Origin of the sequence: Mycobacterium sp. E3247 (assembly GCF_001667785.1) — a bacterium.
In the GTDB taxonomy this organism is placed as follows: Bacteria; Actinomycetota; Actinomycetes; order Mycobacteriales; family Mycobacteriaceae; genus Mycobacterium.
The window spans coordinates 42297-56613 of sequence record NZ_LZJG01000322.1 but is presented as its reverse complement, the minus strand read 5'-3'; the positions used below and the strand labels follow the sequence as shown (position 1 = coordinate 56613).

At 68.2% G+C, this 14317-nt stretch carries 13 protein-coding genes and 1 pseudogene; 8 read left to right on the top strand and 6 right to left on the bottom strand.

Annotated features, from left to right (window positions below; translation table 11 throughout):
• On the bottom strand, positions 1-171 hold a 171-nt coding region (locus A9X04_RS30510; protein WP_197509209.1), incomplete at its 3' end, for a pyridoxamine 5'-phosphate oxidase family protein.
• 129 nt (positions 172-300) lie between these two features.
• Here A9X04_RS30510 and A9X04_RS17910 point away from each other — a divergent pair.
• The 4 genes from A9X04_RS17910 to A9X04_RS17895 are packed head-to-tail and all read left to right on the top strand — an operon-like array spanning position 301 to position 4144.
• Positions 301-1524 carry a DUF1214 domain-containing protein gene (locus A9X04_RS17910; protein ID WP_197509208.1) on the top strand — a complete coding sequence of 408 codons (1224 nt, stop codon included), beginning with the start codon at positions 301-303 and terminating at the stop codon, positions 1522-1524.
• Positions 1521-2666, top strand: coding sequence for a sulfotransferase (locus A9X04_RS17905; RefSeq protein ID WP_067923214.1), 1146 nt, complete (start codon positions 1521-1523; stop codon positions 2664-2666). The genes A9X04_RS17910 and A9X04_RS17905 overlap by 4 nt, the downstream gene beginning before the upstream one ends.
• A 4-nt stretch (positions 2667-2670) precedes the next feature.
• Positions 2671-3309 (top strand): TetR/AcrR family transcriptional regulator, encoded by a 639-nt coding sequence (locus A9X04_RS17900; protein ID WP_231985756.1) that lies wholly within the window; start codon positions 2671-2673, stop codon positions 3307-3309.
• A gap of 31 nt (positions 3310-3340) precedes the next feature.
• Positions 3341-4144: an SDR family NAD(P)-dependent oxidoreductase gene (locus A9X04_RS17895; protein WP_067923208.1), complete on the top strand. Its 804-nt coding sequence runs from the start codon at positions 3341-3343 to the stop codon at positions 4142-4144.
• On the opposite strand, the gene A9X04_RS17890 is transcribed toward A9X04_RS17895, so the two are convergent.
• Positions 4137-4733, bottom strand: a complete 597-nt coding sequence (locus A9X04_RS17890; RefSeq protein WP_067923205.1) for a TetR/AcrR family transcriptional regulator — start codon at positions 4731-4733, stop codon at positions 4137-4139. The genes A9X04_RS17895 and A9X04_RS17890 overlap by 8 nt on opposite strands.
• A gap of 116 nt (positions 4734-4849) precedes the next feature.
• Here A9X04_RS17890 and A9X04_RS17885 point away from each other — a divergent pair, with 116 nt between their 5' ends.
• Complete coding sequence (locus tag A9X04_RS17885; protein WP_067923202.1) at positions 4850-5311, top strand: nitroreductase/quinone reductase family protein; 462 nt, start codon at positions 4850-4852, stop codon at positions 5309-5311.
• Positions 5312-5390: 79 nt separating this feature from the next.
• Here the strand turns inward: A9X04_RS17885 and cobN are convergent, their stop codons facing one another.
• Complete coding sequence (gene cobN / locus A9X04_RS17880; RefSeq protein ID WP_067923199.1) at positions 5391-8966, bottom strand: cobaltochelatase subunit CobN; 3576 nt, start codon at positions 8964-8966, stop codon at positions 5391-5393.
• A gap of 88 nt (positions 8967-9054) precedes the next feature.
• Positions 9055-9696, bottom strand: coding sequence for a TetR/AcrR family transcriptional regulator (locus A9X04_RS17875; RefSeq protein ID WP_082975075.1), 642 nt, complete (start codon positions 9694-9696; stop codon positions 9055-9057).
• A gap of 47 nt (positions 9697-9743) precedes the next feature.
• Between A9X04_RS17875 and A9X04_RS17870 the strand changes: the two genes are divergently transcribed.
• Both A9X04_RS17870 and A9X04_RS17865 read left to right on the top strand, forming a co-directional pair.
• Positions 9744-9974 (top strand): hypothetical protein, encoded by a 231-nt coding sequence (locus A9X04_RS17870; RefSeq protein ID WP_067923197.1) that lies wholly within the window; start codon positions 9744-9746, stop codon positions 9972-9974.
• 53 nt (positions 9975-10027) lie between these two features.
• A pseudogene (locus A9X04_RS17865) lies at positions 10028-10859 on the top strand (oxygenase MpaB family protein).
• 30 nt (positions 10860-10889) lie between these two features.
• On the opposite strand, the gene A9X04_RS17860 reads toward A9X04_RS17865, so the two are convergent.
• Positions 10890-11561, bottom strand: coding sequence for a S9 family peptidase (locus A9X04_RS17860; RefSeq protein ID WP_067923194.1), 672 nt, complete (start codon positions 11559-11561; stop codon positions 10890-10892).
• A gap of 88 nt (positions 11562-11649) precedes the next feature.
• Here A9X04_RS17860 and A9X04_RS17855 point away from each other — a divergent pair, with 88 nt between their 5' ends.
• Positions 11650-12480 carry an SDR family oxidoreductase gene (locus tag A9X04_RS17855; RefSeq protein ID WP_067923191.1) on the top strand — a complete coding sequence of 277 codons (831 nt, stop codon included), beginning with the start codon at positions 11650-11652 and terminating at the stop codon, positions 12478-12480.
• A 7-nt stretch (positions 12481-12487) separates the two neighbouring features.
• Here A9X04_RS17855 and A9X04_RS17850 read toward each other — a convergent pair whose 3' ends face one another.
• On the bottom strand, positions 12488-14254 hold the full coding sequence (locus A9X04_RS17850; RefSeq protein ID WP_067923188.1) for a nuclear transport factor 2 family protein: 1767 nt from the start codon (positions 14252-14254) through the stop codon (positions 12488-12490).
• Positions 14255-14317: the final 63 nt, after the last annotated feature.

The window sequence follows — 14317 nt, the reverse complement described above, 5'->3', positions numbered from 1 at the left end:
CCCGACATACGCGACCGCCATGGCGGTGCGCGGCGGCGTCATCGCCTGGCTGGGCAGCCGGTCGCCGTCGGCCGCGGCCCAGACGGGAACCGGCTTCGGCTTTCCGTCCTTGGTGAAGGTGGTCAGCAGGATGTACTGCGCCTTGGCGAGGTCGGCGAAGGTGGGCGTCACGGTGTCAACCTACCGCTCAGCGAATTCATCGTTGACATTCGCCTACCCTGGCTGCGATAGTCAGCGGACGTTAAACGTAAATTGTGTTTTCATTTAAGGGCTTCGTAGCAACGACCGAAGCGGGGACACATGAGCGACCCGGCGAAGCCGATGGCGTGGTTGCCGTTCTCGATTGCCGAGGCTGCGCTGTCCGGCGACACCGGCGACGTCGGCCCGGCCCAGGCGTGGTCGTACCTTTTGGACCGGCTGCGCGACGCCGCGCGGGTCGTCGAAACCGAGTCGGCGAGCCGAAATCGAGTCGACCTCGCCGCGGGCTTCCGGCATCTGCTGGTATTGCTCACCGCAGGTATCGATGAGGTGCTGCGGTTCGATCGGGATCCGGTCCTGGCTGTACAACGCACCAGCACCGACGACGTCGTGACCTGGGGAATGGAATGTCCGGACTGCATCTACGCCCGTGCGGTGCTGCGCGGCGGGGAGAGTTACCGGCTGTTCGGCAACCGCGGCACCGCCCGCTACGTCGGGTTGCAGACGATGAACGGCATCGCCGCGACGGCGAACGAACTGGTCGACGAACTCGAAATGGATGCCGATGGAAACTTCGAGGTGGTGCTGTCAGCGACTGAGCGGGCGGGCAATTGGATGCGGATCGACGGCGAGCATCCCACGCTGACGGTGCGGCACTTCTTCTACGACTGGGACACCGAGGTGGCGTCGTCGCTGCGCATTGAGCGGCTCGGCCACGGGGCGGAGGCCAGCGTCCGTCCGGTCGATCCGGACCGGGCGGTGACGAGGCAACTGGTCGCCCTCGGCGATTTCGTTCAGGACAACCTGGCGTTCTTCTTGCAGTTCGGTGCGGCGGCCCCGCCGAACGGGTTCCTGCCGCCCATCGATCGCACCGATATGGGAGCCGCCGCGGAGAACAGGCCGGTGATCGGCCGGTGGGAACTGAACCCCGGCGAGGCGCTCATCGTCGAAGTGGAAGCGCCGGAAGGGATTTACTGGAGCTATTCCATCGGCAACCCGTGGTGGGAAACCATCCATTACGGCCGCCACCAATCCAGCCTGAACGCCCATCAGGCGGCGGTGGATTCCGATGGCCTCGTGCGTGTGGTGCTGAGTGCCGAGGATCCCGGGGTCGCGAATTGGCTCGACACCGCCGGCCATAGCAACGGTCCCATCATCCTGCGCTGTGTGCGCACCACAACGGCGCCGACGCCGGCGACGCGAGTCGTGCCCGCCGCCGATATTCGGGCGCACTTGCCTTCGGACACCGCGATGGTCACCCCCGAGGAGCGCAAGTCCATCCTCGCGGCCCGCCGCCGCGCCGTGCGCGAAAGGTTCGGACGATGACCTTCGACGCTGATGAGCTAGAGGAAGCCGCCTGCGCCGCAACCGGTCTCGATGACTTCGGTACGCCCTACTACCGCGAGGGCCTCGAACGCATCGTCGAAGCGCTGAACACGGAGGCCGACCTCAACGACATGGGCCGCGTCATCCAGCACGCCACCGTCAGCAACGCGCTGATCCAGCGCCTCAAGATCGAGGACGCCTACGCGCGGCACCCCGAGATCGACGACCAGGTGGTCGGCGGACCCGTCTTCATCATCGGCTTACCCCGCACCGGGACCACCGCGCTGAGCCAACTGGTGGCCGCCGACCCCCAGTTCCGGTCGTTGCGCATGTGGGAATCCCAGGCGCCGACGCCGCCGCCGGAGACGGCCACCGAGCACAGCGACCCGCGGATCGCGCAGGCCGAGGCCGGCCTGAAGATGCTCGACGACATGTTTCCGCTGATGAAAACGCTGTACAACTCCGAGCCCACCGCACCGACGGAATGCCAGGACTTGATGGGAATGAGCTTTCGGACCTTCCACTTCGACGGCGCCGTCCGAGCGCCAAGGTATTTGGAGTGGCTGATGGGCTGCGACATGCGCGAGACGTACACGTTTCACCGGCGGGTGCTCAAGCTCCTGCAATGGCATTGCCCACCGGTCCTGTGGCACCTCAAGACGCCCGTGCACGTGTTCGCCCTCGACGCGCTCGTCGAAGCCTACCCGAACGCCAAATTCCTGTGGAGCCACCGTGATCCGGCCAGGGTGATGGGCTCGGTGTGCAGCCTGATCCAGTACGTGCGGAGCTGGAGCAGCGACCGCAACGATGCAAGGGAGCTTGGCGCCGAGCAGCTCGACAGCTGGGTCGAAGGTGTGCGCCGGGCGATGGATTTCCGTCGCCGGGTGGGCGATGACCGATTCGCCGACGTCTCCTTCGCCGACTTGCAAAGTGATCCGGTGCGCACCCTGCAAACCAGTTACGAGTCTTTGGGTCTAACCTTCACCGATGCCACTTTGCGTGCGGTCACGCGATGGGCGCAGGGACACCGCCCGGGCGCGCGCGGTACCCACGACTACGAGTTGGCCGACTACGGCCTGACCCCCGAAGGGGTTCGTGAGCGATTTGCGGACTACCTCGCCGCCTACGATGCGACAGCCTGACCCCGTGCGCACGCCTCGCACGCGCCGGCGCGACAAACTTCCTCCAGACCCGACGGTGCGCCGCGAAATCCTGGCCGCCGCGTCAACGACGCTGCGGGAGAGGGGAGTTCGCGGCCTCAGCATCGCCGCCGTTCTCGAATGCGCTTCTTTGGGCACCCGCGCGTTCTATCGGCATTTCGAGTCCAAGGACGCCCTCGTGGCCGCGCTACTCCTCGAAATGGCTCGGGTGGAGGAACGGCGACTACGCCGGCGAATGGCTGCCGCCGCCACGGAGATTGGCGCGGTGGCGGCGTGGATCGACGGACGACTCGACCTGGCGTTCGACGACAACATCAAATCCGACCTGCGCCGAGTGTCGCTGGAGGCCCAATCCCAGATGTTCGCCTCCCCCGAACTCGTCCAGCCGGCTTACGAGCAATTGCTCAAGCCACTGAGCGAGACGCTTCAACGCGGCCTGGAGAACCAAGTGTTCCATCACATCGACCCGGTGACCGACGCGCAGGCGATCCACGCCGTGGTGTGGGCGGCCATCGAACGGCAATGGGCGACCGGCGATTGCGACCGCGACAGCGTCCGCCGACGCGCGCTTCGTTTCTGCTTGGGCGGCCTGGGCGTGACCACAAAAGCGATCGCCCAGTCTTAGCCAACCGCACACAAACCGGAGGGAGACACAGATGGACCTGGGCTTCGCGGGATCGACCGCCGTGGTCACGGGCGGCAGCAAGGGAATGGGGCTGGCTATCGCCGAAACCCTTGCGGCCGAAGGAGCCAGCGTGGCGGTGATGGCCCGCGGCCAAGGCGCGCTCGATGCCGCCGTGACCTCGCTGCGCCAGGCGGGCGCCCCGGATGCCGTGGGGATCAGCGTGGACATGGCGAATGCCGAGTCCATCGCGGAGGGCTTCGCCGCGATCTCCGAGCGTTGGGGACGACTCAACAGCCTCGTCCACACGATAGGACCGGGGGACGGCTATTTCGAGGAGATGGACGACGCGCAATGGAACGACGCCTTTGCGCTCGGCACGATGTCGGCCGTGCGATCGATCCGCTGCGCGCTGCCGTTGCTGCGCTCGGCGGACTGGGGGCGCATCGTGACGCTGTCCGCGCACTCGATCCAGCGGCAGAACCCGCGCATCGTCGCGTACACGGCCTCGAAGGCGGCATTGGCCAGCATCACCAAGAACTTATCCAAAAGCCTTGCCAAAGACGGCATCCTGGTCAATTGCGTGTGTCCCGGGACCATTGTGACCGCCAGCTTCACCGAGGTACTGAAGGACATCCTCGCCGCCGACGGCCTCGACGCCACCAATCCGGTCGATGTAATGACCTGGATCGACAACAACTTTCACCAGCCCTGCGACCTGGGTCGCGCCGGACTTCCCGAAGAGGTCGCCTCCATCACCGCCTATCTGGCGTCGCGGCGAAACGGCTACGTCACGGGCGCCACGGTCAACGTGGACGGTGGTTCGGACTTCATCTGACGGGCTGCCGCTCAGCCTTCGAGATCGGCTTTGGCTGACCGATGGCGAATTGGGCGGCGAGCACACGCCGTACCCGCCGCAGTGGGGTCGGCGACCGTTGCGCCACGGACATGATGACCGCGCCCTCCACGGCGGCAACCGCGGTGGTGGCCAGATCGGCCGCCGCCGATCGCTCCACGCCCGCTTGACGGAGCAGCTGGGCCAACAGACCCTCCCACGAGCTGAAAGCCGCCGCCGCGGCGTCGGCAGCGGCGGGCGCCTCCGCGCGGCCCAGCGTCGCCGCGACGATCGGGCAGCCCGCCGTGTAGTCACTGTCGGCCAGCATCGCCTCCCACCTTTGCAGGAAGGCCGCCACCGCTCGCGCCGGATCGGCGTCGTGAATGCACTCCTCGAGGACGGCGGTGAGCTCGGCGGCGGCGGCGTCGGTTGCCGCCTGGACGAGTTCCGGTTTGCCGCCCGGGAAGTTCAGGTAGAGCGTCCGGCGCGCCAGGCCGGAGTGGTCGAGCAACGCCGACACGCTCGCGCCCGCGACCCCGGCGGTACGAACGAGCGCAATCGCGCTGGTAATCAGGCGCTCCCGTGCAGACATCGACCTTCCTCACCTTCGCCGTTCAGCACCCACTTGCGGTAGACCGATTATTCTACTAAATTGGCACACAGCATAGTAGACCAATCGATCTACCACGACGAGACCGGAGGCTAACGATGTCGAGCAACGCGGCTGACCCCATCACCACCCGGCACGCCGTCCGGAAGTTCCGCAGGGAGCGCCTCGTCGGCCGCTACCTCGCCAATCCGACCGTGGCCCTGCTCGGCCGCCTCGGCATCCGGATGACGTTCGCGACCGAGCTCGAGACGACCGGACGAAAATCCGGGTCCCGCCGCCGCGTTCCGGTTTCCGCCAACTTCGACGGCAGTGGCGCCTGGCTGATCTCCCAGCACGGGCGACGCTCCGGGTGGGCCCTCAACATCGCGGCCGACCCGAAAGTGTCTATCCGGCAACGGAACCGGTGGCGGCCCGGGATCGCCCGGTTCGAACCCGATGACGACCCGGCGAAGCGGGCCGGCACGTTCGCGACATCGCGGCTGTGGTCACCGGTCGTCGCCGCAACTTTCCGCGCCCTGCAGTCCGACCCGATCAGCGTCCGGATCGACTTCACGGACTGACACCCGCGAGCAGTCGCAGAATCGCACGCGAATGGCCGTTCGCGTGCGATTCTGCGTCTGCTCGCCAACTTAAGGCGAGCTAGCCTTCCAGGTCGCCCTCGGTCTCGAGCAGCGCCTGACGCAGCCCGTCCAGCGTTTCCGGCTGCGGCTGGGCCCACATGCCGCGGCCGGCGGCCTCCAGCAGCCGTTCGGCCATGCCGTGCAGCGCCCACGGGTTGGATTCCGCCATGAACTTGCGGTTCTCGGGATCCAGCACGTAGCGCTCGGTCAGTTGCTCGTACATCCAGTCGGCCACCACCCCCGCGGTGGCGTCGTAGCCGAACAGGTAGTCCACCGTCGCCGCCATCTCGAACGCGCCCTTGTAGCCGTGCCGGCGCATCGCGGCCATCCAGCGCGGATTGACGACGCGGGCGCGGAACACCCGGGTGGTCTCCTCCGACAGGGTGCGGGTGCGGATCGCGTCGGGCCTGGTGTTGTCGCCGATGTAGGCGGCGGGAGCCTGCCCGGTCAGCGCGCGCACGGTGGCGACCATGCCGCCGTGGTACTGGAAGTAGTCGTCGGAGTCGGCGATGTCGTGCTCGCGGGTGTCGGTGTTCTTGGCGGCCACCGCGATCCGCCGGTACTGGCGGTTCATGTCGTCGACGGCCTCGCGGCCGTCCAGGTCGCGCCCGTAGGCGAAGCCGCCCCAGGCGGTGTACACCTGCGCGAGGTCGGCGTCGTCGCGCCAGTTGCGGCTGTCGATCAGTTGCAGCAGCCCGGCGCCGTAGGTGCCGGGCTTGGATCCGAAGATCCGTGTGGTGGCGCGGCGCCGGTCGCCGTGCTGCGCCAGGTCGGCGCGGGCGTGGGCGCGCACGTAGTTGTCCTCGGCGGGTTCGTCGAGGTCGGCGACCAGCCGCACCGCGTCGTCGAGCATGGTGACGACGTGCGGGAAGGCGTCCCGGAAGAACCCCGAGATCCGCACCGTCACGTCGATGCGCGGGCGGCCCAGCTCGGCCGGCGGAATCGGCGTCAGGCCGACGACGCGCCGCGACGCGTCGTCCCAGACCGGCCGGACGCCCAGCAGCGCAAGGACTTCGGCAATGTCGTCGCCGGCGGTGCGCATCGCCGAGGTGCCCCACACCGACAGCCCGACCGATTGCGGCCATCGCCCGTGGTCGGTTCGGTACCGGGTCAGCAGCGAATCCGCCAGCGCCGCGCCGGCTTCCCAGGCCAGCCGGGACGGCACCGCCTTGGGGTCGACGGAATAGAAGTTGCGCCCGGTGGGCAGCACGTTGACCAGGCCGCGCAGCGGCGACCCCGACGGTCCGGCGGGAGTGAACCGCCCGTCCAAAGCCCTTAGCACCTGCTCGATTTCGGCCGCGGTGCCGGCCAACCGGGGCACCACCTCAGCGGCCGCGAACCGCAGCACCGCCGCGACGTCGGCGTCGTCGGTGAGCCGGTCGGCGGCGGCCGGATCCCAGCCGGTGGCTTGCAGCGCCGCGACCAACTGCCGGGCCACGGCCTCGACCCGATCGACGCTGGTTCGTTCGTCGGTGCCGTCCTCGGCCAGGCCCAGGGCCTGCCGCAATCCCGGCAGGACGTGCTCGCCGCCGAACAGCTGCCGCGCCCGCAGGATCGCCAGCACGAGATCGAGTTCGGCCTCCCCCGTTGGCTTTTGCCCGAGGACGTGCAGCCCGTCGCGGATCTGCACATCCTTGATCTCGCACAGCCACCCGTCGACGTGCAGGATCATGTCGTCGAAGGCATCCTCGGCGGGCCGTTCGGTCAGCCCCAGGTCGTGGTCCATCTTGGCGGCGCGGATCAGCGTCCAGATCTGCTGCCGGATGGCGGGCAGCTTGCCGGGATCCAGCGCGGCCACGTTCGCGTGCTCGTCGAGCAGTTGCTCCAAACGCGCGATGTCGCCATAGGTTTCGGCGCGCGCCATCGGCGGGATGAGATGGTCGACGAGCACGGCGTGCGCGCGCCGCTTGGCCTGGGTGCCCTCGCCGGGATCGTTGACCAGGAACGGGTAGATCAGCGGCAGGTTGCCCAGCGCGGCGTCGGGCCCACAGGCCGCCGACATGCCCAGCGTCTTGCCGGGCAGCCATTCGAGGTTGCCGTGCTTGCCGAGGTGCACGACGGCGTCGGCGTGAAACCCGGCATCCAGCCAGTGGTAGGCGGCCAGGTAGTGGTGGCTGGGCGGCAGGTCCGGGTCGTGGTAGATGGCGACCGGGTTCTCCCCGAAGCCGCGGGGCGGCTGCACCATCAGGACCAGGTTTCCTGCTTGCATTGCGGCGATGACGATCTCGCCGTCGGGGTCCTCGCTGCGGTCGACGAACAGGTCGCCGGGCGGCGGGCCCCAATGCTCGATCACGGTGTCGGCGAGGTCGGCCGGCAGGGTCGCGAACCAGGCCCGGTAGTCCTTGGCCGACACGCGGATCGGGTTGCCGGCCAGTTGGGCGTCGGTGAGCCAGTCGGGGTCCTGGCCGCCGCGTTCGATCAGCGCGTGAATCAGGGCGTCACAGTCGCCGGCGTCGACCCCGGGCAACTCGCCCACCCGATAACCGCGCTCGCGCATCGCGCGCAGCAGCGCGACCGCGCTGCCCGGGGTGTCCAGCCCGACCGCGTTGCCGATGCGCGCGTGCTTGGTGGGATAGGCCGAAAAGACCAGTGCCACACGCTTTTCGTCCACCGGGACATGCCGCAGCCGCGCGTGCCGGAGCGCCAGGCCCGCAACGCGCGCGCAGCGTTCCGGGTCGGCGACATACGAGATCAGCCCGTCGTCGTCGATCTCCTTGAACGAAAACGGGACCGTGATGATGCGGCCGTCGAACTCGGGAACCGCCACCTGGCTGGCCACGTCGAGCGGGCTCAGGCCGTCGTCGTTGTCGCGCCATTGATCCCGCGGGCTGGTCAGGCACAGGCCCTGCAGGATCGGGATGTCCAGGGCCGCAAGGTGTTCGACGTTCCAGCTGTCATCCTGGCCGCCGGCGGTCACGGTCGCGGGCCGCAGTCCCCCGGCGGCCAGCACGGTGACCACCATGGCGTCGGCGTCGCCGAGTCGGTGCAGAAGTTCCGGTTCGGCGGTGCGCAGCGAGGCGCAGTAGACGGGCAGCGGCCGCCCGCCGGCGTCTTCGATGGCCCGGCACAGCGACTCGATGTAGCCGGTGTTGCCGGCCAGCTGCTGGGCGCGGTAGTAGAGCACCGCGATGGTGGGGCCGTCGGTGTGCCTGGCGTCCGGCCGGTCCAGCTCACCCCAGGTCGGGGTCACCACCGGCGGGGCGAACCCGAAGCCGGTCATCAGGACCGTGTCGGAGAGGAAGGCGTGCAGCTGGCGCAGGTTGTCCACGCCGCCGTGGGCCAGGTAGATGTGCGCCTGCACCGCGATGCCGGCGGCCAGGGTGGACAGGCCGGTCAGCTCCGCGTCGGCTGCCTGCTCGCCGCTGACCAGCACCGTCGGGACGCCGCTGGCGAGCACCGTGTCGATGCCGCTCTGCCAGGCACGGTAACCGCCGAGGATGCGGACCACCACGACCGAGGCGCCCGACACCAGGTCGGGCAGTTCCTCGTCGGACAGGCGCGACGGGTTGGCCCACCGATAGTTCTTGCCGCTGGAACGGGCGCTGATCAGGTCCGTGTCGGACGTCGACAGCAGCAGGATGGTCGGCTCAGCCACCCATCATTCGTACCGCAGCGGCATCGGACGGCCGAATCGGCACGTAGGTCGATGCCGGCCTGATCGCGGTGGGCCGCAAGCCCCAGGCTTACGCACGGCGCACCGGGACGTCGTGAATCCTCAGGTAGTTCAACGCCAAAGTCGTTATCTCGTGGAGGAACTCGTTCCGGTCGATGTCGGGCCGGTCCAGGATGTAGCGGACGGTGAGGTGCTCGATCATCCGCACCAGCATCCACGCTGCGGTATCGAAGCGAACATCGGATCGCACCTGGTCGCGGTTCATCACCAGATAGGCCATCGTCAGCTCGCCGATACGCTGCTCGAACGCCACGAGTTTGCTGCCGGAGCCCAGTCGCGGGGTCTGTTCTATGACGGCGCGCAGGAATTCGGGATGCACGTCGAGCGCGTCGAGCAGCGCAGCGACCGAATCCCGCACATGCTCGGGCGCGGGCCGGTCCAACGACTGCGCGAGGGTGGACGCCACGCTGGCGGCCAGCGCGTCGCTGTAGCGGTCGATGACCGCGGCGACGATGGCGTCCTTGTTCGGGAAATACTGGTAAAGCGAACCCGGGCTGACACCGGCTGCGGCCGCGATTCGGTTGGTGGATGCGCCGTCGTAGCCGTGGCCGATCAATACCTCCTGAGCCGCGTCCAGGATGCGTTCCACCAGCGCCCGCGACCGCCGCTGGCTGGGCGTTCGGCGGGCGGCGCCCTTGTTGGTTCGAGCCATCAGAACGCGAGTTGAACGTGAATAAAAGCTCGTGTCAGCATTGAGTCATGGTCGCAGACCTCGACGTACCGCTCAAGACGGACGCCCGATATCCGCGCCGCTTTCTCCGCGCCGAGGCGCGCAATCGCCGGCTGGGCCGCCCGCTACAGGTCATGACCCTTACCCGAACCCGCTGGGGTACCGCTCATGTGCAACGGTGGGGCGACCGCTCTCAGCAGCGTGTGTTGCGCCGGTATTTCGGCCACCAGGCCCATGACGTAGGCAAGTTGGCGCTGTGAGCACCCGTGTCGACCTGGGTCCGCAGTCGCTGCTATGGCGCTGGGCCGGCGACATGCGCATCGCCTTCGAAGGCGGAACGGCCGGCTTGATGCAGACGATGCACCCCGCCATCGGCCAGGGCCTGATCGACCATTCGGACTTCTTCGAAGATCCGGTCGATCGCGTCTTTCGTTCCCTGCCGGGCATTCTCGGCACCATCTACGATGGCCCGGACGCGGATGACACCGGGATCAAGGTCCGCGACTTCCACCGTGACATCAAGGGCGAACTGCCCGACGGGCAGCGCTATCACGCGCTCAATCCGGAGACGTACTGGTGGGCGCACGCCACATTTCAGACGATGGTGCACCGGCCTCGCCGAATACTGGGACACCCACCGGCTGACCGATCGCGAACGCGAACAGCTCTATCGTGAAGGCTGCGAATGGTATCGGCGGTACGGCGTCTCGGAGTCGGTCATGCCGCCGACGCTGGCCGACTTCAACGCCGACTACCAGCGCTACTGCGTCGAAGTGCTGCAACCCAACGCTGCGTCGGACTATCTGATCAAGTTCATCAACAGGCCCGCGATCCCCGACATGAGCGCGTCACCGGATTATCCGAGCCATCCCCTGTTGAGTCCGCTCATGGACGCGTTACTGCCCATGCTGCCGGTCCGAACCGCGCTGGCGCCGCCGATGCGCCTGGTGATCTTCGGTGGTTTGCCGCCGATTGTGCGGGAGCGCTTTGACATTCGATGGACGCGCACCGACGAGACGTGCTACCGGGCGGTGCGGGCCGCGATCAGGCGCGGGTGGCGAACGATGCCCGCGTCCCTGAAGTGGCATAAGGCGGCCCGCAAGGGCTGGTTGCGCGAGCTGGGTCGCGTGCCGCGCCGGGTTTGAGACTCGCGGGCAGGTGAATCGCGTCGGCCGTCAGCGACCGATCACAGCCGCGATGCGAGCGGCGACCTCGGCGGCCACCTCCAGCGCCCGCCCGCCCGTCGCCGGCTCGTAGCGGTCCGCGACCGGGTCGTAGTCGGCGCCGGCGATCGACCCGTGATCGGCGGCCAGCTCCACCAGCTCGACGTGCCAACCGATCCGCTCGAGGTCGGCGGCGAAGGCCCTGCTGGCGGCCACCGGCACGGCGTCGTCGGCGCGGCCGTGCAGCAACGTGAACGGTGCACCGATGCGGTCGGCCGACAGCATGTCGCTGGGCGGGCGACCGGAGATCGGATCGGGGACCATGAAGGCGCCCGCCAGGCAGACGGTATGCGCAAGGGCGAGGTCGAAGCGCACCGCATCGAGGGTCAGGCCCGCGGCGGCGCACCCGCCCAGCGACCACCCGACGAGCACGAGGGCGCCGCTGGCCGCGATGTTGCGGGCGAAGTCGAGCGAGCGCAACAGGTCCGCGCGCCCGCCATCGCCGGCGTGCGAATTCCAGTCCGGCACCACCACCGCCGCCCCGCGGGCGGCGAGCATGCCGGCCAGGGGACGGACCGCGGCGCGGGCGTCGGTCTGCATGCCGTGCCACAGCAAGACCGTGGGTTGCGATGAGTCGCCGAACACGTCGGCCAGCCGTCCCGGGGCGTACTCCTCTGTCCGCACGGTGACGAGTGTGCCCAGGGTGCAGCGGCTCCAACCGAAAATTCGCTCGAACCTCGCCCTGAACGCAGCTTCGGCGCAAACTGACCTGATGAAATCCGAATCTGTTGCCGAAAAGGTCATTGCCGTCACAGGCGGTGCCCGCGGCATCGGCCTCGCCATCGCCACGGCCCTGCACGGCCTGGGGGCCAACGTCGCCATCGGGGACATCGACGAGGCGGCCGTGCAGGAGGCGGGTGGGCGGCTGGGGCTGACCGTGCGCCGAGGGTTGGACGTGACCGACCGCCAATCCTTCGCCGGCTTCCTCGACGCCGTCGCAGCCGAGCTGGGGCCGCTCGACGTGCTGGTGAACAACGCCGGGGTCATCGCCGCGGGCAGCGCGGTCGACGAGGCCGACGACGTCACCGAGCGGGTGCTCGACGTCAACATCCGCGGTGTCATCCTGGGCACCAAGCTGGCCACGCAACGGATGCTGCCGCGCGGTCGCGGTCACGTCGTCAACGTCGGGTCGATGGCCAGCGTGCTGCCGTGTGCGGGCATCGCCACCTACTGCGCCACCAAGCATGCCGTGCTCGGGTACACCGACTCGGTGCGCATGGAGAACCGTGGCCGCGGGATCCACTTCTCGACGATCATGCCGACCCTGACGAACACCGAAATGGTCGCGGGTGTCGGACACGCGCGGGGCTTCAAGAACGCCGAGCCGGAAGACGTCGCCCGGGCCGTCGTCGGCGTGATCGCCAAACCCAAACGGCGGGTGGTCGTTCCGCGTTCGATGGGCATCATGGCGTCGGCGCAGCGACTGATGCCACAAGGCATAGCGGAGGCGATCGCACGCGCCGTAGGCACGGACCGCGTCTTCACCAGCGACCTGCAAACCGACAAGCGCCAGGATTACGCGCGGCGGACGGGAACGTCCTGACCGGCAACTATCCGGCCGCCACGCGCTTGCTGCCGAAGATGCGTTCCTGCATGGCGGTGTCGCCGAACGAGTGGGCCTTGACAACCTTGCCGTCGCGGAATTCGAACACATCGGCTTCGTCGGCACTCTCGTCTCCGACGCTGACGCGGGTCAGGACCATGACGACGTCGCCGTCGGCGAGGTAGCGCTTCGTCTCGACCTTGGTCGCCTTCTCCGACAGCCGCATGAACAGTTCGGTGAGTTCGTTCTTGCCCCGATACGTCCCGCCAATCATGCTGTCGCCGTTGATGGTCCACTCGGCCGAGTCGCTGAAGAGGTCCAACGCCGCTTCGAGGTCACCCGCGGTGAATGCCTCGTAGCCCCTCTTCGTCACCTCGATGTTGTCGTTCGACATCTGACTTCCCTTCTCTTCCTTGCGGTTAACTGGGACACCCGTCGGGCGACGGCCCTTGGCTCGAGCGACGCGCCGCAGAATCGACGGACGGAACAATCGGGTCGGCGGGTCGACCATCGCGGTGACCCGCATGAACTGCCCGGCGACGACGGGGTCGACCTCGACGGCGGTCAGCACCCGCTCCAGGAAGGCGTTGCTGATGCGCATCGACGTCGGGGTGCGACCTTCCACCTCGGGAAGGGCCAAGTCGGAGCCGGCGGCGGTCTGCCAGGCCACCCGGACGGTTTTCGCGGACGAGCGGAAGAAACGGCGCGCCAGGCCACGCTCCCCGCGGAGCAGGCATTCCCGCAGCACCGTCGCTTCGATCGCGGCGACCGTCATGCCCTGCCCGTAGATGGGATTGAAGCTGCACACCGCGTCGCCCACAACCAGCAGGCCATCGGGAGTGCGCCGCATCTTGTCGTAGCGCCGCCAGCGGTTCGAGGGCACGCGATGGTGCACGACCGCGCCCAGCGGTTCGGCCGCGCGCAACGCGTCCAATACGTGGGCAGGCACGAAATCCTCTGCGTATTCGATCATTTCGGCGGTCGCGCCCGGCGGCTGCAGCCCGGCCATGGCTCCGACCGCGAACATCCAGGTGTCGTTTTCGTTTCTGATCAGGCCGAACATCTTGGGGCGCCCGGGCTCGGGGAAAACGGCGATCATGTGTTGGCGGATCGCACCGGGCTCCAGGCGCAGCAGCTGGCACGCGTAGGCGAGCTGCACCGTCACCTCGTCCTCCCGCGGACGGCCGTAGCCGAGGTCCTCCAAGAAGGCCGGCATGCGAGACCCCCGGCCGGTCGCGTCGACAACAAGGTCGGCGGGCAGCGCCTTCCCGTGCTCCAGGACACGGTCCACGACCCTGGCCCCGATGACGCGGTCACGAGCCGGGGTGGTGATCAGGCCGACCACGTCGTGACATTCGAGGAACGTGATGTTGGCAAACGCCTTCACCCGCCGGCGCACGTTCCATTCCAGCAGCGGTCGGCTCGGGAAGAGGACAACGGGCGGCTTCGGCGCCCAGCCGGATTGCGGCGTGGTGTGCCCGCCAACCGATATCGACACCTTCGAAAAGTCGCCGTCATCCCAGATGCCGGCGCCGTTGGCGGTGAGTTCGTCCACAAACCCGGGGAACAGCTCGTCGAGAACCTGGGTCCCGCGTGCGGCCAGGGCGTGGATCAGCCTGCCCTGCGGAACGCCGCGGCGATTGATGGGATGGAGGGGCAGGATGTCTCGCTCCACCACCGTGACCCGGTCGTAAAAGTCGGCGAGCACGCGGGCGGCCAGCAGGCCGCCCATGCTTGCTCCCAGAACCACCGCATGACCACCGCGTTGTTCCATTCCACGCTCCTGACCTGGACGAAATGGGGCAATCGCAGTGTCCGGCGCGGCGTTGCCGGGCGG